Source organism: Fundidesulfovibrio putealis DSM 16056 (assembly GCF_000429325.1).
Taxonomy (GTDB): domain Bacteria; phylum Desulfobacterota; class Desulfovibrionia; order Desulfovibrionales; family Desulfovibrionaceae; genus Fundidesulfovibrio; species Fundidesulfovibrio putealis.
This window is the reverse complement of sequence record NZ_AUBQ01000005.1, coordinates 230505-254219: the sequence shown is the minus strand read 5'-3', so window position 1 is coordinate 254219 and position 23715 is coordinate 230505. Positions and strand designations below refer to the sequence as shown.

17 protein-coding genes are annotated in these 23715 nt (G+C 65.9%); 10 read left to right on the top strand and 7 right to left on the bottom strand.

What is annotated here, in order from left to right; genetic code table 11:
- Nucleotides 1-12 precede the first annotated feature (12 nt).
- The 4 genes from G453_RS0106540 to G453_RS0106525 form a co-directional block, all read right to left on the bottom strand.
- Nucleotides 13-2400 carry a glycosyltransferase family 39 protein gene (locus G453_RS0106540; RefSeq protein WP_027190403.1) on the bottom strand — a complete coding sequence of 796 codons (2388 nt, stop codon included), beginning with the start codon at nucleotides 2398-2400 and terminating at the stop codon, nucleotides 13-15.
- Nucleotides 2400-2996, bottom strand: a complete 597-nt coding sequence (gene plsY, locus G453_RS0106535) for a glycerol-3-phosphate 1-O-acyltransferase PlsY (protein ID WP_043644715.1) — start codon at nucleotides 2994-2996, stop codon at nucleotides 2400-2402. The genes G453_RS0106540 and plsY overlap by 1 nt, the downstream gene beginning before the upstream one ends.
- 13 nt (nucleotides 2997-3009) lie before the next feature.
- On the bottom strand, nucleotides 3010-5142 hold the full coding sequence (locus G453_RS22735; RefSeq protein ID WP_235731708.1) for a ribonuclease catalytic domain-containing protein: 2133 nt from the start codon (nucleotides 5140-5142) through the stop codon (nucleotides 3010-3012).
- A gap of 205 nt (nucleotides 5143-5347) precedes the next feature.
- On the bottom strand, nucleotides 5348-6625 hold the full coding sequence (locus G453_RS0106525) for an IMP cyclohydrolase (protein WP_027190401.1): 1278 nt from the start codon (nucleotides 6623-6625) through the stop codon (nucleotides 5348-5350).
- Between the two features lie 123 nt (nucleotides 6626-6748).
- Between G453_RS0106525 and G453_RS0106520 the strand changes: the two genes are divergently transcribed.
- Entirely contained in the window at nucleotides 6749-7141 is a 393-nt protein-coding gene (locus tag G453_RS0106520; protein WP_027190400.1) for a hypothetical protein, read from the top strand.
- Between the two features lie 165 nt (nucleotides 7142-7306).
- On the opposite strand, the gene G453_RS0106515 is transcribed toward G453_RS0106520, so the two are convergent.
- Nucleotides 7307-8662: a sensor domain-containing diguanylate cyclase gene (locus G453_RS0106515; RefSeq protein WP_051271864.1), complete on the bottom strand. Its 1356-nt coding sequence runs from the start codon at nucleotides 8660-8662 to the stop codon at nucleotides 7307-7309.
- 90 nt (nucleotides 8663-8752) lie between these two features.
- Complete coding sequence (locus G453_RS22730; RefSeq protein WP_156920831.1) at nucleotides 8753-9745, bottom strand: SAM-dependent methyltransferase; 993 nt, start codon at nucleotides 9743-9745, stop codon at nucleotides 8753-8755.
- Between the two features lie 235 nt (nucleotides 9746-9980).
- Between G453_RS22730 and G453_RS0106505 the strand changes: the two genes are divergently transcribed.
- The 7 genes from G453_RS0106505 (at nucleotide 9981) to G453_RS27810 (ending at nucleotide 20339) form a co-directional block, all read left to right on the top strand.
- Nucleotides 9981-11261, top strand: a complete 1281-nt coding sequence (locus G453_RS0106505) for an adenylosuccinate synthase (protein ID WP_027190398.1) — start codon at nucleotides 9981-9983, stop codon at nucleotides 11259-11261.
- An 86-nt stretch (nucleotides 11262-11347) separates the two neighbouring features.
- Nucleotides 11348-12346, top strand: a complete 999-nt coding sequence (locus tag G453_RS0106500) for a hypothetical protein (RefSeq protein ID WP_051271861.1) — start codon at nucleotides 11348-11350, stop codon at nucleotides 12344-12346.
- A 432-nt stretch (nucleotides 12347-12778) separates the two neighbouring features.
- Nucleotides 12779-13936 (top strand): amino acid ABC transporter substrate-binding protein, encoded by a 1158-nt coding sequence (locus G453_RS0106495; RefSeq protein WP_156920830.1) that lies wholly within the window; start codon nucleotides 12779-12781, stop codon nucleotides 13934-13936.
- Nucleotides 13937-13939: 3 nt separating this feature from the next.
- Entirely contained in the window at nucleotides 13940-16213 is a 2274-nt protein-coding gene (locus tag G453_RS22725; RefSeq protein WP_051271858.1) for an ATP-binding protein, read from the top strand.
- Between the two features lie 97 nt (nucleotides 16214-16310).
- Nucleotides 16311-18581, top strand: a complete 2271-nt coding sequence (locus tag G453_RS0106485) for a DUF3536 domain-containing protein (RefSeq protein WP_027190395.1) — start codon at nucleotides 16311-16313, stop codon at nucleotides 18579-18581.
- A complete protein-coding gene (gene pyrF, locus G453_RS0106480) occupies nucleotides 18578-19291 on the top strand; it encodes an orotidine-5'-phosphate decarboxylase (protein ID WP_043644713.1) in 714 nt (237 codons plus the stop codon). Before G453_RS0106485 ends, pyrF begins: the two co-directional genes overlap by 4 nt.
- Before the next feature lie 139 nt (nucleotides 19292-19430).
- Nucleotides 19431-20339 (top strand): hypothetical protein, encoded by a 909-nt coding sequence (locus tag G453_RS27810; RefSeq protein WP_156920829.1) that lies wholly within the window; start codon nucleotides 19431-19433, stop codon nucleotides 20337-20339.
- Nucleotides 20340-20349: 10 nt separating this feature from the next.
- Here the strand turns inward: G453_RS27810 and trmFO are convergent, their stop codons facing one another.
- Entirely contained in the window at nucleotides 20350-21690 is a 1341-nt protein-coding gene (gene trmFO, locus G453_RS0106475) for a methylenetetrahydrofolate--tRNA-(uracil(54)-C(5))-methyltransferase (FADH(2)-oxidizing) TrmFO (protein ID WP_043644710.1), read from the bottom strand.
- Between the two features lie 54 nt (nucleotides 21691-21744).
- On the opposite strand from trmFO, the gene G453_RS0106470 reads away from it, so the two are divergent.
- Nucleotides 21745-22743, top strand: a complete 999-nt coding sequence (locus G453_RS0106470; protein WP_027190392.1) for an ABC transporter ATP-binding protein — start codon at nucleotides 21745-21747, stop codon at nucleotides 22741-22743.
- On the top strand, nucleotides 22740-23705 hold the full coding sequence (locus G453_RS0106465; RefSeq protein WP_027190391.1) for an oligopeptide/dipeptide ABC transporter ATP-binding protein: 966 nt from the start codon (nucleotides 22740-22742) through the stop codon (nucleotides 23703-23705). The genes G453_RS0106470 and G453_RS0106465 overlap by 4 nt, the downstream gene beginning before the upstream one ends.
- Nucleotides 23706-23715 lie beyond the last annotated feature (10 nt).

The following is a 23715-nucleotide window of genomic DNA, read 5'->3' as shown; positions in this document are numbered from 1 at the left end:
GGCGTAACCGCTCTACTGCTCGAAGAAAATAGTTCCGTTATTATTCCAGAGCTGGGCCCACCTGCCCACCAGCACGGCCTCGACGCGGTAGGCCCCGCCGACCCGAAGCGACGGATCCAGGCGGATGGGATACTGGCCCGACACAGGCGTCCAGGCGCTTTCGCGGCCACGCAGCGCCAGGAGTTCCTCGCGTCTGCCGTCCGGCCCCAGTTGATACAGGGCCACAGCGGACCCGCCGCCCACGCGGGGGTAGACGGCGAGCAGTTCCCTGCCTGGCTGGAGTTCGGCCACAAGGCTGGCCGCAGTGTCCGGCGAGGTTGATTCAAGCCTGCTCCAACCTGGCATTTGCTCATCCGGGACGTTGCGCAGCAAAGGCGAGACGGAGTCAATCTTCTGCTTCACTGTGCTTGCAGCCAGGAACCGCTCGGCCAGAAAATTGCGCAGGGCGTTGTCGCGTCGGCGCTCGGCCATGGCCTCCAGGCAGCCCGGCGTTGCCGGGGCGTCCGGCGAGCCGCAGAAGGACGCCTCCAGCCCCTCGAAACGCAGGGTCTCGTAGTTGCCGCCGGGAAACCTGGGCGTAAGCGGCGCGCAGACCATCTTCACCCGCACGGTCAGCCTGGAAAACGGCGCGGCGCGCTCCAGCACAATGCCCGCCTGGCTCCTCGGGTCCGGCCCCATGGATATGGGGTGCGGCGCGGGCGCTTCGCCGTCAAAGGCAGTCTCCACCGTCAGGTGGTTGCCCTTGCCTGTGTTGCGGTAGAACAGGTTCAGGACGATTGTACCCGGAGCGCCGCCCGTTTCGTTGGCGAACACGTATTCCAGCATCGCCTCGGAGTTGTTGCGGGTGGCCATGGCGAACGGCCCGCGCGCGTCCTGGAAGAATACCGCGTCGCGAAGAGCGCCCACGCTGCGGTAGAATCCCGCAAGGTCCATGGGCACGGCCACTGGGCGTGAGCGTTCGCGCACCGTGAAGACCGGGTCGCGCTCCACGGGCAGCGTGAACAGCCGGACGTTCTCCTCCAGGCGGCGCACGCTCTCGGGTCTGTGGCGCTCCTCGAAGTCCTGCCAGCCCTTGGCGAAGTACCCGTAGTGCAGGTTGGCCAGCACGTGCAGCCGGATTGCCCGGTCCTGTGGGGTGATGGTCTGGGAACGGAACCGGTTGGGCTGCGGTCCACGGTCTGCGTACCAGTTCAGGCCGTTGCGGAAATAGTCGTTGGTGACCACCAGCGCGTCCGCAGGCCCCATGCCGGAGGGGACTTCCCGGGCCAGGAGCTTGTAATTGGTGCCGATCACCCGGTCGCGGTAGCTGTCGACCTCGTAGAAGCGGTCATGGGCGGGCCACAGGAACACCACGCCCCCGGCCATCCCCAATGATGCGGCCAACAGGGCATGACGCGATCCGGTCAGGCGCAGGGAGGCCGGAAGCGCGGCCATGGCCAGCGCCGCCAGTGGAATCACGTGGCTCAGGTGCCTGGGCCACAGGTTCCAGGTCATGCCCGCGCCCACCAGGGCCAGCGGCGGGAGGAATACGAACAGCGCGACGATGAAGCCGCTCCAGGCATCGGCGCGCCACAGGAGCATCAGCCCCGCCAGGAACCACAGCGCGAAACCGCCCCAGACCCAGGGGGCGTCGAACGAGAACAGGTTGCGCAGGAAGTTCTCGCCCACCACGGCCAGGGAGTCGCCCAAAGGCATGGGCTGCGCCAGAAATTCCCCCACGATGCTGCTGCGCATGAAGAAGAACCACGCGCCCGCGCCCAGGGCCGCCGTGCAGGCCGAAAACCCCGCAACCGCCAGCCAGCTCAGCGGACTCCTCCCCGCAGCCCGGCGGACAATCAGGTAGAACGCCTGCGCCGCCAGCACCAGCACCCCCAGGTTGTGCAGCAGCACCATGAACGCGTCGGCAACCAGCAGCCAGGCCAGCAGGCCCCGCCTCCCGGATTTCTCCGCACGAAGCATCAGCAGAAGCGTCAGGCTGAACAGGAAGACCGTAAGCCCATAGGGGCGGATGTAGCGGGAGAGGTACAGATGGTGCGTGTTCAACGCGATCAACGCCGCCGCATAGAGCCCGAGCCGGTCACCATGCAGCTCCCTGCCAAGCTGGAACACCACCCAGATCGTGGCCGCACCGGCCAGCGCCGACGGCAGGCGCAGGAGGAAATCCCCCGAATCCGCCGCCAGCAGGGCCTTTACGATCATGTAGAAGAACGGGGAATGGACCTCGATGCGCCTGGAAAGCTCCAGGATGTACTCCATGGGATGGCTGGCGTTCAGCGGGACGAGGATCTCGTCCATCCACTGGGACGGCACGCCCAGGTTATACACGCGCAGCACGAATCCCAGCGCGACCAGGAAAGCCAGGCACGCCTGGGCGGGCGTTCCCCCTGAAACCGGACGCATTACTCGGCTTTCTTCTTCCAGGGCTTCTCCTCGCCGGTCAGCAGGCGGGAGATGTTCTCCTTGTGCTTCCAGATGACCAGCCCGGCGATGACCAGGGTGACCGTCACGATGCCGGACTTGCCCAGCCACAGCACGGTGAAGGGCAGGCTGGCCGCCAGCAGCAGCGACCCCACGGACACGAACCCCGTGGCCGCGATGGCTCCGGCGCACAGGATGCCCGAGACCACAATCGCCCCCGGCGCAAGCGCCAGGAAGGCCCCGATGGTGGTGGCCACGCCCTTGCCGCCCTTGTAGTGCAGGAAGACCGGGAACATGTGGCCGCACACGCAAGCCAGGGCGGTCAGGGCCGGGAACCAGCCGGAATCCGACATCTGCCAGGCCACGGCCACCGGCACGAAGCCCTTGAGTGCGTCCAGGAGGAGTGTGGCCACGCCGAGCTTCGTTCCACACAGGCGCGCCACGTTGGTGGCCCCGATGTTTTTGCTGCCAGCGGCGCGGGGGTCGATGCCGCAGGCCGCCTGGGCGATGAACAGACCGAAGGGGAAGGACCCGGCCAGATAGGCCAGCCCAAGCCAGAGAAGTTTCGCGAACAGCATATCCGCCTGCTCCTTAGTCTTTGTCTTGATCGTCCGTCTGGAACCAGTCGCCCACGTCGGGCTTTTCCTCGGCCTCTCTCGCGCTCATCACCCGGAATTCGTTGGTCAGCGGGTCCACCCGGCCGAGCTTCAGCCAGTAGCGCTGCCCCGGCTGGAAGTTCGATCCCAGCACCTCGCGCCCGGTGCGCACGAACAGCTGCAAATCGAGAATCGACAGGCTGACCAGTTGCCCGCACTCTTCCAGGGCCACGGCTTCGAACTCTTTCTCGCGGCAGTGCTCGCGCATGTACACCAGCTTCCAGTAGCGCGGCCTGTAGCGCTGCACCTGCCCCACCGCGTCCAGGCGCGAGGTGATCTCCGGCAGCTTGGCCACCAGCTCCTCGCGGGTGTAGCGCGGCGCGCCCGTCTCCAGAAACGCCTGCACCTGGGCCAGGTTGACCAGGTCCGAGAGCCTGCGCAGCGGCGAAGTGATCGGCGCGTAAGCGTCCGCCGCGAGGCTGGCGTGGCGCATGGGGCGCACTTCCATGGAAGCCCCGGCCAGCTGCTTCACCACCCGGTGCATGTCCACGGGATGCGTCCAGACACCGGCGCAGCCGTGGGGGATGGAGATGTCCTGCACGCGGTGCAGAAGCGCAACCCCGTGCTGACCGGCCCATAGAGCCATGGACGCGTTGGCCAGGATCATGAGCTCGCTCACGGTCATCTGGGCCCTGGGGTGGTCCTCCGACGGGCCGATCTCCACCTGGACCGCCTCGGGCGGCCCGGAAAGCGTGATCTTGGGCTCCGGCCTGTCGATTATCACCGCCCCGCGCTCGATGCGCGCCGCGCGAAGCATCCCGGCCAGCTCGCAGGCCGCGCTGACTGAGTCCGGCGCGCTGCCCCGCTCCAGGGCCTCTTCCACGCCCTCGTAGGTCAGGTTCGCGGCCACGCGCACCCAGCCCATCCTGGGCGCGAACTCTTTCACAGCGCCCGCCTCGTCCAGGGTCCACTCCAATATCAGTGAGGGCCGGTCCTGCCCGGCGGTCAGGCTGTAAAGACCGCAGCCGATTTCCTCGGGCATCATGTGGCTGACGCATTCGGGCAGGTACAGGCTGGTGGCCCGCTGCCAGATGGCCCGGCCAAGCGGACCGTCAAAATCAAGCGACAGGGTCGGGCGCGCCAGGGCCATGCCCACGCGCCAGCCGTCCCCAGTCTTCTCCACATGAAAGGCGTCGTCGATGTCGCGGGTGGTGGGCGAGTCGATGCTCAGGTACTCCACCTGCTCGGGCTCGGCCCGCTTGGCCTCGAAATCTTGCTTCAGGGCCGCGATCTCCCCCGCGAAGGCCACGCTCCATTCGTCCCCGGCATCGTATCCGGCCTGGTCCAGCAGCGCGTTGTGGTGCGGCGGCACCACGCCCCACTCCATTGCCAGGATCAGCGGCTGGTTGGGGTGCTCGGGCAGCCCCTTGCGCAGGTTCGCCCACAGGGGCGCGAGCTCCTGGCTGTCCGGATCGGCCAGCAGGCCGCGCAGCAGTTCCTTGAGCTTTTTCGCCGCCTGCGGGTCCAGGTGCGACTCCAGCCTGGCAACGTCCTTGCTCCTGCCCGAGGCCCAGGCGGTCCACAGCTCATGGAAGAAGGTCTGTCCGGCGGTGACCACCAGCTCGCGTTCGCGGGCCAGCTCCTGTTCGGCCAGACGGCGCTCCACCACCTCAGCCGCGTGCACCTCGAAATTGGGCGGCTGGAACTTGAAATGCGTCTTCACGCCCAGAAGCGCACGCCCCATGGCCGCCAGATGGTCCACGTCCGGCGTCTCGAAGGCCAGCCCCGCGAACCACAGGGTGGATGCCTGGTTCACCTCGCCCTGGGCCAGCTCCCACACCTCCAGCGGATCGATGGACGCGGAGATGTCTTCGCGGCGCTTGGCGTGCTCGCGCAGCTTTTCCAGAATGGCCTCGCGGTTGAACTGGCCGTCGTAGCGCGGCCCGGACCACGGCAGCAGGCGCGATGCGGACAGCTTGGATTCGCGCTTGTTCAGGGTGTAGAGGCGCAGCTTGTCGCCGGACGCCTCTTCAACCCAGGCGAGGTGCGGCTCGTTGCCCTGGAGGAACTCCACGATGCAGCCTGCGGTAGGGATGGGTTGGATGGACGGGTGTTTGGTCGTCGTCAAGAGAAGAGCGCCTCCGGCGGCCAGGAGGAAAACTTTTTGAAAAAAGTTTTCCTCCTGGACCTCCTTTCAAAAACTTTTAAGTAGCTTCGCGTCGAAATTCGTCATCATGGACGGATTAAGACGCGAAGCCCACTGAGGGTCCAGGGGGATCATCCCCCTGGCGGGTGCAGGGCAGCGCCCTGCCGGGTCCGGGCGGAGCCCGGTGTTAATGCCTAAAAGAACGCTGCCCCGTGAAGACCATGGCCACCTGGGGCGTGGCTTCGTTCACGGCCTGGACAACTTCCCAGTCGCGGATGGAGCCGCCGGGCTGCGCGATGGCGATGACGCCCTGGGCGATGGCCAGATCCACGCCGTCGCGGAAGGGGAAGAACCCGTCGGAGACCAGCACGCTGCCGGGCAGTCCGCCCCGGTCGGCCTTGGTCTGGGCCTCGATGTCGGCCAGGGCCGTGGCCAGCGCCGGGTCGGCGGCGGCTTTTTCGCGCAGCTCGTGAATGGAGAGCTTGTGGCGCGTGAAGGCCAGAAGGTCTGCGTACTTGGTGTAGGCCTTGTGGATGGTCAGCTCCACAACGCCCACGCGGTCCTGCTCGCCGGTGCCGATGCCCACGGTTGCGCCGTTTCGGGCGAAGATGACGGAGTTGGAGGTCACGCCTGCTTCCACGGCCCAGGCGAAGAGCAGGTCGTCGGCTTCCTGGGAGCTGGGGGCGCGGGCGATGAAGGCCGCGCCGTCTTTCGTGGAGCCTTGTGCGGGCAGGAAGTCGGCGGCGCTGAGGATGCGGTTGCGGAAGGAGAACTGGAGCACCATGCCGCCGTCGGACAGGGATTTGACGTCCAGGAAAGGCTCTGCGATGCCCTCGGCCAGCCGATTGATGCCGGGGATGGCGATGATGCGCAGGTTCTTCTTGGTTTTGAGTATGTCCAGAGCGGCGGGCTCGTAGTCGGGCGCGGCGACCACCTCGAAGTAGTTGGCCACGATCAGCTCGGCGGTGGCCTTGTCCATGGTGCGGTTCACCACGATGGCTCCGCCGAACGCGGCGATGCGGTCGGAGAGGTTGGCGCGCTCGAAGGCCACGGCCAGGCCTTCGTTGGTCCAGGCGGCTCCGCAGGGGTTGTTGTGCTTGAGGATCACGGCGGCGGGCTTGGCCGAGAGGTACTGGAGGATGTTCAGGCCGTTGTCCACGTCGGTGAGGTTGGTCTTGCCGGGGTGCTTGCCGGACTGGATCAGATGCTCCTCGGTGAGCGCGGACACCATGCCGCGTTCGGGGCCTCGGAAGGTCACGCCGTCGAGCTCAAGGGCGTTGTCCACCAGCTGGTAGACGGCGGCGGGCTGGTCGGGGTTCTCGCCGTAGCGCAGGCCCTTCACCTCGCCGTCGATGGTCCAGGTGCGCTTCTTGAAGGTGAGGGTCTGCCCGCCCAGGGTGATGGTCATGTCCTGGGGAAAGGGGTCGCCCTGCATGGTGGTGTACATTTTTTTCAGGTCGCTCATGGCATGCTCCCGTGGTGGTCTTGCTGCAAGCGGCCTGATAGCATGACCGGGTCCGGGCGGCAAACGGCCATTGGCCGCGCCGGGAAATCGTGTTAGGCCTTGGCCTCGAACAGTGGAGGGACCGTGGAAAAAGTGCTGGTGAAGCTGGCCAGACAGCTGAACAACTACGACGAGGCGTCGCTGACGAGCATGTGGGAACGCTACGCCGAGCAGGTGAAGCGTTTCGAGCCGTCCAAACGGTGGGAGGAGGCTGTCCTGATCCTCTCCATGATCCAGGCGGTGCGCTTCAAGAACCAGCTCTTCAACCTGAACTGGGCCGAGGGCCGCACTCCGGGCGAGACGCCCCCAAAGAGCCTGATCGAGGCCGTGCCCAATCCGGGCCACGGGAGCGCGGCGTCACACGCTCCGGGAGCGGCTGGCTCCGGCCAGCCGGGCGCGGCGGCTGCGAGCCCCGCCAAGCCCAAGGGCAAGGTTTTGTCGTTCAAATCCAAAGACGAGCCGGGAGCGGGCGAATAGCCGACGCGTTGCCTGCCCGGTGGACGTTTTCGGGTTCTTGACGGCGTTTCGGCGTTCACGCTGCCAGCCTGGGCCATCTCATCCCGCCAGGAAGCTCCATGAGACTTCCACTGTTTCGGCACTGCCTGTTTTCACGTCACGAGATGAAGCATCGAGCCCTGGCCGTCACTCCGGCGCGCTGAGAACCCGGTTGCGGCCTGCGTTCTTGGCGCGGTAGAGGGCCTTGTCCGCATCCTCGATGAATTCGAGAATCCCCTGCTCCCGGTACCGGGCCACGCCCGCGCTGACGGTCACCTTGATCCGGTGCGGCGTCATGGCCAGCGACTCCATCCGGGCTCGGATCTTCTCCAGGGCCGCCATGGATCCCTGCAGGGAGGTATGGGGCATGATCAGCAGGAACTCCTCCCCGCCGAAGCGAACCGCCACGTCCGTCTCGCGAGAGAGCGCCGTGATTTCCCGGGCCACGCACTCCAGCACCTCATCCCCGGTCCTGTGCCCGAAGGTGTCGTTGACCTTTTTGAAGTGGTCGATGTCGATCATGGCTGCGCAGAAATCGCTGCCGTAGCGCTTGAACTCCCCGGCCAGGGTCTCCAGGCATTCCATGGCGTATTTCCGGTTGTGCAGCCGGGTGAGGGGGTCCATGCGGTTCTGGGCTTCAAGCTGGGCGTTGGTTTGTTTCAGTTCTTCCTCGAAACGCTTCTTGTCCGTGATGTCCATGACGAACGTGACCTTGCGCATCTTGTTCGCGTCCATCACGATGCGGGCGGCGTCGGCGATGATGGTCTTCACCTGTCCGTCCTTGGCCACCACGTCCCATTCGCCGCGAATCTCAGTCCCGCTCTTGATGAAGCGGTCGTGCAGGTCGGACATGAAGGCGCGCTGTTCCGGCGGAACAACCAGGGTGAAGTGCCTGCCCAGCAGCTCCTGGCGGGAATAGCCGTAGAATTTGCAGTATGCGTCGTTGGCCTGCTCGAAATGGCCCATTTCGTCCGTGACGCATACGCCCAGCGGCGTGTGCTCCAGAATGTTCTTCAGGTTGGATTCGCTGCGCCGCAGCGAATCCACGGTCGTTTTCATGGCGGTCACGTCGATGAAGGAGACGGCTATCTTGTCGATCTCGTCCACGAGCAGAACCGGCGCGGCGTTCACCGAAATCCAGACGGGGATGCCCCCGTCCGGGGAGCCGATCCCAAGGATGACGTCCTCCATCGCCCGCCCGGTGCGGCGCACCACGTTGACCGGGAAATCCTCCGGGGCGACGGGAGTGCGGTCCTCCCGGAAGATGCGCCCGGCCAGGGCCTCGGGGGTGCTCCCGACCAGACAGGCCCTTTCGAGGCCGAGGATGAGCGCCGCCTTGCGGTTGCACACCAGGACGCGGGCGTCCCGGTCGTGCAGCATGAAGCCGGACTGCATGCTATCCAGCAGGATGTCGTAGAGCCGGAGCATCTGCTCGCAGGTGAGATGCTCCGAGAGACAGCCCGAACAGCTGCCCGCCGGGGGCGTGGAGAGATCATCAATCATGTCCGCTCCTCATTGCCGCATCGGCACGCAATTCAGAACGAACATTGCGTTTGGGATTTATCCCGCACGTCATCCATCAGCCTTGATGTCTCACGCTTCATCGACAGGCATGCCGAACTCGCCCAGGTTCGCGGCGTCCGCCCCGCCGGTGTCCGGCTGCTCGGGCGCGAAGCTGGGGAATTCCTCCTTGTCCAGAAGCACCCAGGTCAATTCGTGCTTGTTGTTGAACAGGTGCACCAGCCGCGAGCCGGGAAAGGCCCAGAACTTGGCGGCGGTCTCGTGGTCCGTGGGGCCTTGGAACTTCAGGGTGCACACGAAGTTGCGGACCTTGCCGAAGGTGCGCCAGCGGTCCACCAGCCGCCACAGGCGGTCCGGGTAGCAGGCCACGTCGCAGAAGAGCCAGTCCACGGGGCCGACCTCGCGCGGGTCCAGGGCGAAGGCCGAGAGCATGCGGTAATCAACGCCCGGCATGTTCTCGATGCGCGGCTCCAGCGGGGCCTTGTCCACGGTGAGCACCTTGCAGCCGAGGCTGGCCAGCACCCAGGTCCAGCCGCCGGGGCTGCCTCCCAGGTCCAGGCAGACGCTCTCGGCCTTGGGCGCGGCTTCAAGCAGCGTGAACAGCTCCCAGAGTTTCAGATAGGCCCGGTTGGGCGGGTCGATCTTGTTCTCCATGAACTGCACCTCCCCGTGGGGGAAGGGGCTCGAGCACGACGGCGATGCCACGATCACGTCGCGCTCCAGGAGCGTCCAGGCCCCAAGCGGCGAGCGCGGCGGCGGCGTGCCGATGGCCACGGGCTTGGAGCGCACGGCGGGCAGCTGCTCCTCGATCAGGCGGGCGCGGCGGTTGTGGCGCACCGACCACAGGGACCAGTTGCGTTGCAGGGCCTTCAATTTGTTGGCCCCGTCCGAGATGGACTCGATCTGTATGCGCTGCGGGTTGAGCCAGATGTTCTGGGCCCAGGCCACGGGGCGCGGCGGTCCGGGCGCGAAGACCAGGCGGTCCACCACCTCGGCCACGTCGCCCAGCTCGTAGATCAATTCATTTGTAAAGCCCTTCGGGGCTAGATAGACTGTAAATTCCATAATCGCGCGTAAGCCTCCAGCATGCGTCTCACCGTATTTCGTTGACAACGCTGATGGGGTTTTTTACGCAAAAAAGCCTTTTGTGAAAGGACTAACTTCCGGTGCGGCCTGAGCCGCGCCGATCAAACCTCAATTGCCGGGGGTCGCGGGACGGATTTCCTGCGGGGCAACCAGGGCCGAAGCCCTGGCGGGGCACGACGCGCGGCGCTTCGTCCCCACCCATTTTGGAGGCTCAATGGCTGGCTTGGTGGTGCACGGCGCCCAATGGGGCGACGAGGGTAAAGGCAAGATCGTAGACCTGCTGACGGAGCAGGCCGGACTGATCGTCAGGTTCCACGGCGGAAACAACGCAGGGCACACCCTGGTGGTGGGCGGCGAGAAAACCGTCCTGCACCTTATTCCCTCCGGCATCCTGCACCAGGGCAAACGCTGCGTGATCGGCGCGGGCGTGGTCCTGGACCCCGAAGTATTCCTGATGGAGGTGGACAAACTGGCCGCCACGGGCGTGGACATGTCCCCGGCCCGTCTGGCCGTGAGCTACCGCACACACATCATCATGCCCTACCACAAGCTCCTGGACGCGGCCCGCGAGTCGGCCAAGGCCGGAGCCAAGATCGGCACCACCGGGCGCGGCATCGGCCCTTGCTACGAGGACAAGGCCTCGCGCGTGGGCATCCGCGCCGCCGACTTTCTGGACGAGGAGCTGCTGGCCCGCAAGATCGAACACGCCCTGTGCGAGAAGAACGCCCTGTTCACGGGCCTCTATGGCATGGAGCCCCTGAAGACTGACGACGTGCTGGCGGCCCTCAAGCCCCTGGCCGAGCGCATCAAGCCCTACATCGCGGACGTGTCCGCCATGATCCAGGAGGCCAACGCCTCGGGCGTGGGCGTCTTGTTCGAGGGCGCGCAGGGAACCCACCTGGACATCGACCACGGCACCTACCCCTTCGTCACCTCCTCCTCGTGCGTGATCAGCAACGCGGCCTCCGGGTCGGGCTGCTCGCCCAGGGAGCTTGGCGCCGTGGTCTCCGTGGTGAAGGCCTACACCACCCGCGTGGGCTCCGGCCCCTTCCCCACCGAGCTCTCCTGCAAGCACGGCGACCACCTCCAGAGCGTGGGCGCTGAGTTCGGCGCGACCACGGGCCGCAAGCGCCGCTGCGGCTGGCAGGACATGGTGCTGCTGCGCGAGGCCGTGCGCTTGAACGGCACCACGGGCCTGGCCCTGACCAAGCTGGACGTGCTGGGCGGCCTGGACCAGATCAAGATCTGCACGGCCTACCGCTACGAGGGCGCCGAGATTCTCTACCCGCCCCAGCGCGAAGGCGCGCTGGCCCACGTGGAGCCCATCTACGAGACCATGCCCTGCTGGACCGAGGACGTGAGCAAGTGCCGCACCTGGGACGAGCTGCCCAAGGCCGCCAAGGACTACATCCTGCGCCTGGAGGAGCTCTCCGGCGCGCCGGTGAGCATCGTCTCCGTTGGCCCGGACCGCGAACAGACCATCTACAGAAGCTAGCGCCATTGTCCCTGGAAGACACGGATGCGTCTTCCAGGGACAATGAAACCACTCGTCAAGCCATCTACCCACACCAGGGAGCCATTTTGGCCAACGCCACTTTCTTCGGGCTCGGCCCCAGACAGGACCTTGCCCGGAGGCGGCTCGACCAACTGGCGCAAAATCCCCCCCAGGTGCTCGTTCTGGAGGGCGGCACGGCTTCGGAGCGCGAAGCCGCCGCCCTCTATTACGCGGCAGCCCTGAACTGCGGCCCGGATACGCACGTCTCCGGCGTTGCGCCCGGCGCCTGCGGCTCCTGCGACGCCTGCACCCAGATCATGGACAAGGTGTTCATCGACCTGCTCTTTCTGGACGGCGCGGAACAGTCCATCAAGGTGGACGACATCCGCGAGGTGCGCCAGAAGGTCGGCGAACCGCCGCGCGGGCCGGGATGGCGCGTGGTGGTGCTCACCGAGGCCCAGGGGCTCACCCCCCAGGCGGCCAACGCCCTGCTCAAATCCATGGAAGAGCCGCGCCCCGGCAACTGCTTTCTGCTGCTCACCCCGCAGCGCGAACGCCTGCTGCCAACGCTTGTGTCGCGCTCCTGGACCCTGACCCTGGCCTGGCCCGAGGCGGGGTTTTCCGATCATACGGGCCAGGTGGGCGGCATGGACGAAGTGGCCCAGTGGGTCCGGGAACTGGAGCGCTTCTGGCGCACCGGCCAGGGTTTTCTGGGCAAGGTGGGCGCGAAGACAAAGGCCAAGGCGGCTTCCGCCGACGACGGCGCGCCTGCGGTCTCCAAGGGCAAGGCCAAGCCCAGGAAAGCCGTCCAGAGTTCGCTCGGAGCATCGGACGAGCCCAAACCCATGAGCGGTCGCACCCTGGCCATGCTGGTGGTGCTGGCGCTCTCCAAGGAGCTGGCCGACATCCTGGCCGGGCGGCCCACGTCCAGCATGGGCACGTTTCTGGCCTCGCGCCTGGATTTGACCGGGCTTCGCCGCCTGGACCGCCTGCTGGAAACCGTCCAGGAAGCCCTGGTGGGGCAGGTGAACCCCGCCCTGACCCTGGACTGGATGGCCACCCGCGTGGCGCTCTGGGTCCGCTGAGGTCCGCCGCCAGCGTCGTCCCCCCATTTCCTGTACTTTCCTGCCTCACGCCCGCGCACGGGGCATCGCGAGCCCCCTTAAGCTGAGAGGACTCGCCTCGTCATCCGCGCTCCGCGTGCGGGTGCATTCCCCTGGCCCGATCCAGGTCCGGCAGGCTGGCTGCTCCTTGAGCCTGACGTAGACCATCCCCCTCACTCGTCTTGCCCGGCAAACCGATCGGCACCGGGCCTGCTCCCGGTTTCCGGACGCTGGTCCGGCTTGCGCGCATTCTGTCGCAGCCCGCACGGGCGCACTGCCAACGCAACTCTCTGCCCATGACATCCGATAAAGGAAATATTCTCTCCGCACAGCAAGCTGCATCTTTTCCTTCTTGTTCTTCGTCGCGATATTCGGATATGGTATCAGTAAATTCCCTGTGAAGGTTCCACGAACGTGCGCATTTTTGCATTACTTCTTCTTGCCTTCGGGGCGCTCCTTGCGATGGCCGCCCAGGCCACCTTGCCGGAACGCCCCCTCAGGGTTGGCGCGTCGGTCAGCCGGAGCGGCAGCCTCGCCCAGGCTGGAGAGATGTATGAGAAGGGGCTCCGGCTCTGGCAACGCGACGTGAACGCGCGTGGGGGAATCCAGGGCAGGCAGGTCGAGCTGGTGCTCCACGACGACGCCTCCACTCCGGAAAAGGCCGCAGAAGCCTATGCGGACCTCATTGACGACAAAAAGGCTGACGTGATTCTCGGCCCGGCGGACAACTCCCTGGCCCTGGCCATGGTTCCGGTGCTGGAGCGCACCCAGACCCCGTGCCTCTTCGCCATGCCCGCCTCGGACAGCTTGTGGAAGAACGGCAAGGGGCTGGTTTTCAGCGTGCTCGCGCCCATGGCCGAATGGCCTGACGGGTTCTTCGAATTGATCGCCCGCGCCGGGTACGAGCGCATGGCCCTCATCATAGTCGACCATCCCCAGGGCGAGAGGGTCCGGACCAACACGGCCAAGTGGATAAGGCGCTACGGCCTGCGACTGGTCAGCGAATCGATGATCCAGGTCCGGGACGTGGCCCAGGCGCTGGAGCAGGCCAGGCACGCCGATGCCGAGGTGGTCACGGTGTGGGGAACCCAGGAAGGATGCACCCGCACGATCCGCTTATTGAAAAGCATGGCATGGAAACCCAAAGCGGTGTACGCATCAACAACTATGTTCCAGCACAACCTGCACGAACTCTCCGCGCGCGACATGAACGGCGTGTTCACCGCCACGGCCTGGGAGGCGCGGATCGCCGCCGCCTATCCCGGCGGCAGCGGTTTCGTGGCCGCCTTCCGCAGCGCCTACTCGCAGGAGCCGGAGGTCCTGGCGGCGTCCGCCTACGCCAGCGGCCAGCTGCTGGAAACCGCGCTCGCCAAGGGTGGAGACAAGGGCCGGGAATCCCTCAGGAAGACGCTGGCCACCCTGGACACGGTCACCATCCTGGGCCGCTTCGGGGTGGACGCGGGCGGCATGCAGCTGCGCCAGTTTCCGCTCACCGAGCAGTGGCAGAAGGGCAAACGTGAAATCGTCTGGCCCGACGAGTTGAAGACCGCCAAGCCGGTCCTGCCGAGGTAGCCCGTGTTCAACCGCCTCTCCTTTCGCCTGGGCCTGCCTATCGTTCTCGGAGTCCTCCTCGCCTGGGGTTTCCTGACCCTCTTCGTCCTGAGTTCCATCTCCCGTTTCGCCGGAGAGCGCGCCGAGCGCGACCTCAAGAGCTACTCCCGCGAGGTGGCCGAAATCCTTGGCAACGCTTACGACACCCTGGCCCAGTCGGGAAAGATGTCCGACCCGACCGAAGTGCGCGTCAGCAAGGCCAGGGCCCTGGGCCGCCTGGAAAAGCACTTCCGCCTGACCGAATCGCCCGGCCTGGTGGCCGACGCCGACGGCACGGTGCTGCTTGTTTACGGCGTGAAATCCCCCGCCGCGCTCCTGTCCCTGCCCGTGCAGCCCCAGAAGGCGGTCAAGGCCGACATCGGAGGCGACGAGGAGCGCTACACCTACCAGATCGAGTTTCCGCTCTGGAGGTGGCGTGTGATCCTCACTGAAAACGCCGCCGACTACGCCCAGCTGGCCAGCAGCGTGCGCACGCTCTATCTGGGCTCCGGGGGGCTTCTGCTCCTGGCTCTGTGCGCCTTCCTGCTCTTCACCCAGCGGGCCATCTCGCGCCCGGTGGCAGTCATCGCCAAGGCCCTGGAGCGCGGAGAGCGGCCCGGCATGCTGGGCGTGCAGGAATTCAACAATCTGGCCGGGGCCATCCGGGCCATGATGGACGAGTGCGAGGAGCGCGAACGACAGGTGCGCATGGGGCGCAAGTGGTACCGCCAGATGTTCGAGGCAGCACCGGTGATGATGTTCTCCCTGGCACCCAACGGCTGGTTCAGCGACGTGAACCGCAGGCTGTGCGACCTGACGGGCCTGCCCCGCGAAGAGCTTCTGGCCATCCCCGCGTCCGAAGTCCTGGAGATCGACCAGGAGCGCCTGGAAGAGGTCTGGATGGGCAACGCCCTGCGCCATGTCTCGGGCCGGCTGCGCACCCAGCGGGGGCTCACCAGACAGGTGCTCCTGGACGCGCTGCTCACAGAGGACCCTTCCGGGCAGCGGGTGGTTCTGGCCGTGGTCATCGACGTCACCGAACAGCGCGAAAGCGAACGGGAACTCATCGAGGCCAAGGAGAACGCCGAACAGGCCAGCCGCGCCAAGAGCGAATTCCTGGCCAACGTCAGCCACGAGATCCGCACCCCGCTGAACGGCGTGCTGGGCATGCTCCAGCTGCTGGAGAAGTCCGCCCTGGACGAACGGCAGACCGGCTGGACCCGCAACGCCCTGGATTGCGGCCGCTCGCTCCTGACGCTCCTGGGCGACATCCTGGAATTCTCCACACTGGAGTCTGGCGGCCAGCAGTGCGGCCTGGAGCCCTTCGCCCCGAGCGACATCCTGCTGGAAATCTCCCAGCTGTTCTCGCGCCAGGCCCAGGCCAAGTCCGTGGCGCTCATCATGGAATCGGACCCCGCGCTTCCGCGCACGCTCATCGGCGACGGCGGCAGGCTGCGCCAGGCCCTGTTCAACCTGGTGGGCAACGCGGTGAAGTTCACCGAGCACGGCTCCGTGGCCATCCGGGTGGAGTCTGTCAAACGCGACCGGCACGGCGTGGCGCGCCTTTTGTTCACCGTGGAGGACAGCGGCATCGGCATCGACAGGGAAAAGCTCGCCCGCGTCTTCGAACCCTTCACCCAGGCCGATGGCTCCCACACCCGCCGCTATCAGGGCGCGGGACTCGGGCTGGCCATCGTCAAGCGGCTGGTGGAGCTGTGGGGAGGCTCGCTGGATGTGGACTCGGCCCCCGGCGAGGGCACGCTCATGGCCTTCACCATGCCGGTGCACGCCGCGCCCGCAGGAATCCAGGCCCCCCTGGCCGTGGCCGCCCTCCCAGGATTCCCCGGAGCCGGACCAAAAATCGGCGGGCGCGTGCTGCTGGCCGAGGACGACCCCATCAACACCGTCATGACCATGGACATGCTGGAGAGCCTGGGCTACCGGGCCACCATCGTGGAGAACGGGGCCGACGCCCTGCGCGCCCTGGCCCAGGAAGAGTTCGACTGCCTGCTCATGGACATCCAGATGCCCGAGATGGACGGCATCACGGCCACACGGGCCATCCGCGCCGCCCCGGCCCTGGGCGAGAAGTCCAGCATCCCCATCATCGCCCTGACCGCCCACGCCCTGCCCGGAGACCGCGAACGCTTCCTGGCCGCAGGCATGGACGACTACCTGGCCAAGCCCGTGGAATACGACGACCTGGCCGGAGTGCTGGCGCGCGCCATGGGCAAGCCCTGGCGGCGGCGCCTGAGCTGACGCCCGCTCCCACCGACAGCATTGACGCCGGGACCGAAAACGGGTTCCTGTCAGGGCGTCTCCTCCACGGCCACGCACCCCAAGGACCAGGTACTTCATGAACAAACACCTCTGCATCCACGGCCATTTCTACCAGCCCCCGCGCGAGGACCCCTGGCTGGCCGCCATCCTGCCCGAGGGCAGCGCCGCCCCCAGCCTCAACTGGAACCAGCGCATCACCCGCGAGTCCTACGCGCCCCTGGCGCGGGCCAGGCGGCTGGACGGCTCCGGGCGCATCGTCGAGGTGTTGAACTGCTACGAGTGGATGTCCTTCAACGCCGGGCCTACGCTGCTTGGCTGGATGGCCGCCGCCGACCCGGACACTGTGCGCCTCATGGTGGAGGCCGACCGGGCCAGCATCAAACGCCTGGGGCACGGCAACGCCATGGCCCAGGCGTACCATCACCAGATCCTCCCCCTGGCCACCCAGCTGGACAAGGAGCTTGAGGTGTCCTGGGCCGTGGACGACTTCCAGGCCCGCTTCGGCCGCGCCCCGGAGGGAATGTGGCTGGCCGAGGCCGCCGTGGACACCGCCACGCTCGAGGTGCTGGCGGCCAACGGCATCAGCTTCACCGTGCTCGCCCCCAGGCAGGCCATGGCCGTAGCCCCCCTGGAAAACGGCCACTGGACACCCGTGGACCAGGGCTCCCTGGACATCCGCCGACCGTATCTGGTGAAGCTGCCCTCGGGGCTCTCCATCAGCGTGTACTTCTACGACGGCCCCCTCTCCCAGGCCGTGGCCTTCGAGCGGCTGCTGGCCGACGGCGAGGGCTTCTGGCGCAGGCTCTCCCAGGCCTCCGGGCCGGGCCTTCTGACCCTGGCCACCGACGGCGAGACCTACGGCCACCACTTCACCTTCGGCGAGATGGCCCTGGCCTTCGTGCTGGATCAGGCCCGGCAGGGCCGCGACGGGCTGACCATCACCAACTTCGGCGCGCATCTGGCCGCCAACCCGCCCGTCATGCAGGTGCGCCTGCACGAGCCCTCGGCCTGGAGCTGCGCCCACGGCGTGGAGCGCTGGCGCTCCGACTGCGGCTGCACCGACGGCGGGCATCCCGGCTGGCACCAGCGCTGGCGCGGCCCGCTGCGCCACGCCCTGCAACGCATGAAGGACATGGCCGACCAGCACTATTTCCAGCGCGGCGCGTCCTGCTTCTCCGACCCACGCGCCGCCCTGACCGCCTACGGCAAGGTGCTGGCCGGACTCACCAGCCAGGACGCTTTCGCCAAGGAGCACTTCCGCAAGAAGCTCTCCGCCGCCGAGCAGGCCGTGGCCTGGAAGCTCCTGGCCATGCAGCAGTGGGGGCTGTCGTCGCTGGCCAGCTGCGCCTGGTTCTTCGACGAGGTCTCGCGCATCGAGCCGGTGAACGCCCTCACCTTCGCGCTGCGGGCCATGGAGCTGGCCGAGCGCACCGGCATGTCCGGCTTCGAGGCCGAGATCATGCCCATCCTGCGCAGCGCCGAGTCCAACCTGCCCGAATACGGCAACGCCGAGGCGGTCTGGCACAAACTGGTCCTGCCGCGGAAAGAGTCAGAAGCCTCGCTCACTGCCCAGGCCCTCCTGACCCTGTGGGCCGAGGAGCGCCTGCCGGAAGCCGGGCAAACCGCCCAGGCCGACTGGCCCGGCGTGAGCGTGGCCGTCACTGCCGAGAGTGCCTCGGGCGGGACGGCTGCAATCTCATGGGCGCATGAATCCGGCGTGGACACGGTGCGCTACCAGTGGACGCCGCCCGGAAGCGGCGGTGACGGCGTAACAGGCGGGAACGGGCAGGACGACCCTCTGGGTACGGCTGTGACCGTCCAGGGATCGTTGTCCGGAGAGCAAACGCATTTTCTGCCGGGCGACCTGCCCGTGAACAAGCGTCAGGCCCTGGCCGACGCCTTCGCCATCCGCGCGGGCGACGCCGTGTGGGAGAGCGCCGCCGGGCGCATGCGCTTTGGCGTCCATCTGGTCACGGAGATCCAGGAGGCCCAGGCCACCATGACCCTGGCCCCACGCTGGGCGGGAATGTGGGCTTCGCTTGCCTGGAGTTGGCTCTGGGGGCTTGACCTTCCGGCCAAACGGCGCGAACTGCTCCTGACGTTTTTGCGCCAGAGTTCCGGCTGCGGCTATGAGCGCGCCGGACTCATGGAGCGCGTGGGAGCGCGGACGCTGGCCCTGGCATCCTCGCCTGCCCCCGACTGGACGGCGCTTGAGCTCATGGTGAAGCGCCTGCGGGAGCTTGGCCTGCCCGAGGAGTGGTGGGCCGTGCAAAACCTTATCTGGGACAAACAACTGCATCGTGGCGCGGGCCGGTCCTTCGCCGCGCTGCTGGGATTCGCCGTATGATCGTGAAAGACATTCCGCTGAATGAACGCATCATTTTCGCCCTGGACGTGGACGACGCCGGGCAGGCCCTGAAGCTCGTGGAGCAGCTGGGCGGAACCATCGGGTACTACAAGATCGGGCTTCAGCTGTTTCTGGCCGAGGGGTTCGGGCTGGTGGAGCGCGTGCGGGACATGGGCCACAAGGTGATGCTGGATCTCAAGTTCCTGGACATCCCGAACACCACGGGCATGGCCATGCGCGAGGCCGCCAAGCGCGGCGTGAACCTCGCGACGATCCACGCCCACGTGGGCAGTGTGTGCAGCGCGGCTGTGGCGCAGGCCGGGGAGACGACGGTGCTGGGCGTCACGGTGATGACCAGCTACGGCGACACCGAGCTTTCGGAGCTGGGGTATCCGGGCACCATCGAGGATCTGGTGGAGGCGCGCGCTGGCATCGCCCTGGCGGCGGGCTGCGGCGGCGTGGTGGCCTCGGCCAGGGAGGCGGCGCTCTTGCGCCGCGTCTACGGCGACGATTTTCTTATCGTCACGCCCGGCATCCGCCCGGCGGACCACGGCGTGAAGGACGACCAGCACCGGGTGATGACCCCGGCCCGGGCCATCGCATCCGGCGCGGACCATCTGGTGGTGGGAAGGCCCATCAGCCGGGCCGAGCGCCCGGTCGAAGTGGCCGAGAAGATGCTTGAAGAGATTGCGGAGACGCTGGAGGGGTAGACTAGTCCGAGTTGTCAGACAGATGTCGCGGCCTGACGGGGTTTCTTCAGATTAAAGGTGACGGCAGATGCTTGTCTAAACGTAGAACAAAGCATACACTTATATTCACCAAGCAACACCAAGCAGCATATGGAAAATCATGAAAATTCGGGACATTATTCAACCAGACTCGCGTATATATGTGAAAAGTGAATTTGGCCCCATGTCCAATGAATGGCCGGCCTTATCATTTTCCCAAAAAGAAACGGCAAAAAAGTTTTCAAATGTTTTCCGAAGAGGAAAAGATTTTGTTATTTCCATCGGAACAAGCAACGGAAGCAACACAAAAGACCCTGCCCACAGACAATCTATACTTTCTGTCATTTCAGCAGAACCGCGCACTCCCCTAGAAACCAAAACAATAGTCCCGAAAGATTCATGGAGGTATGCAGTAGAGGAATACGGGATTGGGCGCTGGGAATGGTCTCTCCCAGTTGAGAAAGCCTTTACTGTCCTTAATTATCCAAAAGCGCACGAAGTCATTCCACAAACATACAGGCAGCTTGGAAACCCAAAATATTTTGGAAGATGTGTTGAACTGTCACCTGCCGAGATGCAGAGCCTGCTAGAGCTTGTAATTGAACCAGTTGACATTCAGTTAACCCAAGAAGCGCAGGCAGCCCTCGACCTCAATACAACAGACGAGTCTCTTAAAAAAGAATTTTCACGGCTTATAAACTTAATTATTACCGACATAAAACGTGCCGGGGAAAATCGCAATGGTGTTTATCCTCCACGCAGATGCCCGAATATTTCGGATCTATTTCAATTATTAATGCAAAGATGGCGGGAGCAAGCAGGCTGTTGCGCCCTCTGTGAAACACCCATACCCCTTGAAGGCACGAATTTCCTTCTACAAATGTCCAGAGATCGAATTGATAGCGAAAATAAATCTTATGATTTCTCAAACCTACAAATTACGCATCTCGGGTGTAACTTAGCAAAAAGCGAAGCAACGACTGAACAATGGAATGAATATTTGCAAGTTGTTCGCCGATCGTTGGAATAAGTAAGAAATATCACACCTTCAGCATGCCAATAGAATTCAAGGCTATCCACTCCTCCCACGCCTTCCTGGCCCGCGCCGCGTACAGCGCCTTGCGGCTGTCCTTCTTGGCGCGCTCGGTGAGCTCAGGCGTAAGCCCGTAGTTCACGTTGGACGGCTGGAATTTCTTCACCGGTCGTCTCAGGTGCGCCAGCAGCGCCCCCAACGCGGTCTCTTCCGGCGGCGGGGTCATGCCCGCAGCCAGATGATGCCCCAGCCACAGGCCGCAGGCCGCGCTCTCCACGTAGCCCTCCACTCCGGTGATCTGCCCGGCCAGGAACACCCCCGGCTTCGCCGCCACCTCCAGCCCCTCCGTCAGCACCTTGGGCGCGTCCACGTACGTATTGCGGTGGATGGACCCCAGGCGTGCGAACTCGGCTTTCTCAAGGCCCGGAATCATGCGAAAAACGCGCTCCTGCTCCGGGTATTTCAGCTTGGTCTGGAAACCCACCAGATTGTAGGTGGAAAGCTCCGCGTTCTCGGGGCGCAGCTGCACCACGGCGTAGGGCCTCCTGCCGGTTTTCGGGTCGGTCAGGCCCACGGGTTTCAGCGGCCCGAACACCAGGGTCTTGAAGCCGCGCTCGGCCAGGGCCTCCACGGGCATGCAGCCCTCGAAGTGGATCTCCTTCTCGAACTCGCGCGGCTGGACCTTCTCGCCGTCCAGAAGCGCCTGATGGAAAGCCGTGTACTCGTCCTTTTCCATGGGGCAGTTCAGGTAGTCGCCCTCGCCCTCCTCCCAGCGCGACTGGGAGAACACCTTATCGCGGTCGATGGAATGGGCGAACACGATGGGCGCGATGGCGTCGTAGAAATACAGGCTGCCCGCGCCGATGGCCTGGGCCAGACTCTCGGACAGCTCCGGCGAGGCCAGCGGCCCGGCAGCCACCACGATGGTCTCGAACCCGGCCAGGGCCGGATCGTCCAGGGTGGTTATCTCGCGCCGCTCCACGGTGATGAGCGGTTCGGCCTCCATGGCCTTGGTGACGAAGTCGGCAAACAGCTCCCGATCCACGGCCAGGGCCTTGCCCGCAGGCACGGCGGTGGCCCGCGCCGCCTGGATGACAAGGCTGCCCAGGCTCTCCATCTCGCGCTTCAAAAGCCCGATGGCGCTGTCCGCCTCGTCGGAGCGAAGAGAGTTGGAGCACACCAGCTCACCCAGTTGGGGGCTCAGGTGCGCCGGACTCATGCGATGAGGCTTCATCTCGAAGACCGTCACCGCACGCCCCGCGCGCGCCAGAGCCATGGCGCACTCGCACCCGGCCAAACCTCCGCCGATAACCGCTACGTTCGACACCTTTTCCGGCCTCCTTGCCATCGCCTTGCGAAAGCCTTACGTCTACGGGCCGGACGCTTGGCTCACAAGGGAAAAATGGACCACCACCTGCTGCAACTGGACGCCTTCAGCACGGCCTTCGACACCTCCGAAGGCCCGGCTCCCGCCGTGGACGCCGTCAGCTTCACCCTGGACCAGGGCGAGACGCTGGGGCTGGTGGGCGAGTCGGGCTGCGGCAAGACCGTGCTGTCGTTGTCCATCCTGGGGCTTGTGCCGCCGCCCGGACGCCACGCCGGGGGGCGCGCCCTGTTCGAGGGGTGCGATCTGGCAACCATGCCTGCCGAGGAACTGCGCGCCGTGCGCGGGGCCAAGATCGGCATGATCTTCCAGGAGCCCATGACCTCGCTCAATCCGGTGATGCGCGTGGGCGCGCAGGTGGCCGAACCGCTCATTCTGCACAAGAAGCTCTCCACGTCGCAAGCCCGCGCCGCCTGCGAGGACCTGCTGGCCCAGGTGGGTTTGCCCAACCCTGCGCGCACCCTCACGGCCTATCCGCATGAACTTTCCGGCGGCATGCGCCAGCGGGTGATGATCGCCATGGCCCTGGCCTGCGGGCCGAAGCTTTTGATCGCGGACGAACCCACCACGGCCCTGGACGTGACCATACAGAAGCAGATCCTGGAGCTTCTAGCCGCGCTCGCCGCGCCGGATTCCGGGCGTGGGCTGGCCATGCTGCTCATCACGCACAACCTGGGCGTGGTGGCCCAGACCTGCCAGCGCGTGGGCGTGATGTACGCCGGACGGCTGGTGGAGCTGTCCCCGGTGGACAAACTGTTCGACGGACCGCTGCACCCGTATTCGCAGGGGCTTCTGGCCTCGCTGCCCAAGCTCGGGCCGGAGCGGCGCAGGCTGACACCGGTGCCGGGCGCCGTGCCGCCGCTGACCGCGCTGCCCACGGGATGCCACTTCCACCCGCGCTGCCCCAAGGCCTTCGAGCCCTGCGCCAAGCTCGCCCCGCCGACGTTCAGGCCGGATGAGGGGCGCGAGGTGCGCTGCTGGCTCTATGGCGATCCGGGGCAGGAGGGCCGGTCATGAGCACCTGCCTGGAATTTCGCGACGTGCGCAAGGTGTATCGCACCCGCCGGGGCGTGTTCGGCGCGGTCCACGAGATGGAAGCAGTGGCCGGGGTGGACCTCACCGTGGCCCACGGCGAGACCGTTGGCCTGGTCGGCGAATCGGGCTGCGGCAAATCGACGCTGGCCCGGCTGGCCGTCCGCCTGGAACCGCCCACCAGCGGCAACATCCTCATGGACGGGCGCGACCTGTGGGCAGACGACGAACTTCCGGGCCAGATGCCGGAGATGGTCCAGATGGTCTTCCAGGACCCGTTCTCCTCGCTCGATCCACGCATGACCGTGGCCGAGTCCGTGGCCGAGGGGCTGATCGCCCGGAACGTTGGCGACAAGGCCTCGCGCCACAAGCGCGTGCTGGAGCTTCTGGACATGGTGGGCCTGACGGCTGCCCACGCCGCGCGCTACCCGCACCAGTTCTCCGGCGGCCAGCGCCAGCGCGCCGCCATCGCGCGCGCCCTGGCGCTCAACCCCAGGCTGGTGATCTGCGACGAGCCGGTGTCCGCGCTTGACGTGTCCATCCAGGCCCAGGTGATAAACATCCTGGAAGACTTGAAAAACCGCCTGGGTTTGACCTATCTTTTCATTTCGCACGATCTGGCCGTGGTCAGCCACCTGAGCGACCGGGTGGCCGTGATGTACGCGGGGCGGCTCATGGAACTTGCTCCGGCCCGCAGCCTGTACGAAAAGCCCCTGCACCCCTACACGCGCATGCTCCTGGCGGCCATTCCCGCGCCCGACCCCAGGGCCAAGGCCCATGCGCAGGACGTTAAGGCCCACGACGCGCTTAAGCGTCACGCCGGACCCTGCCCCCTGGCGCCGCGCTGCCCGCAGGCCGGGCCGGACTGCGACGCCGCAGCGCCGCCCTGGCGCGAGGCAGCGCCCGGACACTTCGTGCGCTGCCACAGAACAGAAAACGAAACCTGAGAAGGAGCTT

Bases quoted from the DNA above. Each gene is read 5' to 3' on its own strand.
- pyrF (WP_043644713.1), top strand. From the start codon at position 18,578: ATGATCGTGAAAGACATTCCGCTGAATGAACGCATCATTTTCGCCCTG.
- G453_RS0106515 (WP_051271864.1), bottom strand. From the start codon at position 8,662: ATGATTGATGATCTCTCCACGCCCCCGGCGGGCAGCTGTTCGGGCTGT.
- G453_RS0106465 (WP_027190391.1), top strand. From the start codon at position 22,740: ATGAGCACCTGCCTGGAATTTCGCGACGTGCGCAAGGTGTATCGCACC.
- G453_RS0106525 (WP_027190401.1), bottom strand. From the start codon at position 6,625: ATGAGCGACCTGAAAAAAATGTACACCACCATGCAGGGCGACCCCTTT.
- G453_RS0106470 (WP_027190392.1), top strand. From the start codon at position 21,745: ATGGACCACCACCTGCTGCAACTGGACGCCTTCAGCACGGCCTTCGAC.
- G453_RS27810 (WP_156920829.1), top strand. From the start codon at position 19,431: ATGAAAATTCGGGACATTATTCAACCAGACTCGCGTATATATGTGAAA.
- G453_RS0106485 (WP_027190395.1), top strand. From the start codon at position 16,311: ATGAACAAACACCTCTGCATCCACGGCCATTTCTACCAGCCCCCGCGC.
- G453_RS22730 (WP_156920831.1), bottom strand. From the start codon at position 9,745: ATGGAATTTACAGTCTATCTAGCCCCGAAGGGCTTTACAAATGAATTG.
- G453_RS0106540 (WP_027190403.1), bottom strand. From the start codon at position 2,400: ATGCGTCCGGTTTCAGGGGGAACGCCCGCCCAGGCGTGCCTGGCTTTC.
- G453_RS0106505 (WP_027190398.1), top strand. From the start codon at position 9,981: ATGGCTGGCTTGGTGGTGCACGGCGCCCAATGGGGCGACGAGGGTAAA.
- trmFO (WP_043644710.1), bottom strand. From the start codon at position 21,690: ATGGCAAGGAGGCCGGAAAAGGTGTCGAACGTAGCGGTTATCGGCGGA.
- plsY (WP_043644715.1), bottom strand. From the start codon at position 2,996: ATGCTGTTCGCGAAACTTCTCTGGCTTGGGCTGGCCTATCTGGCCGGG.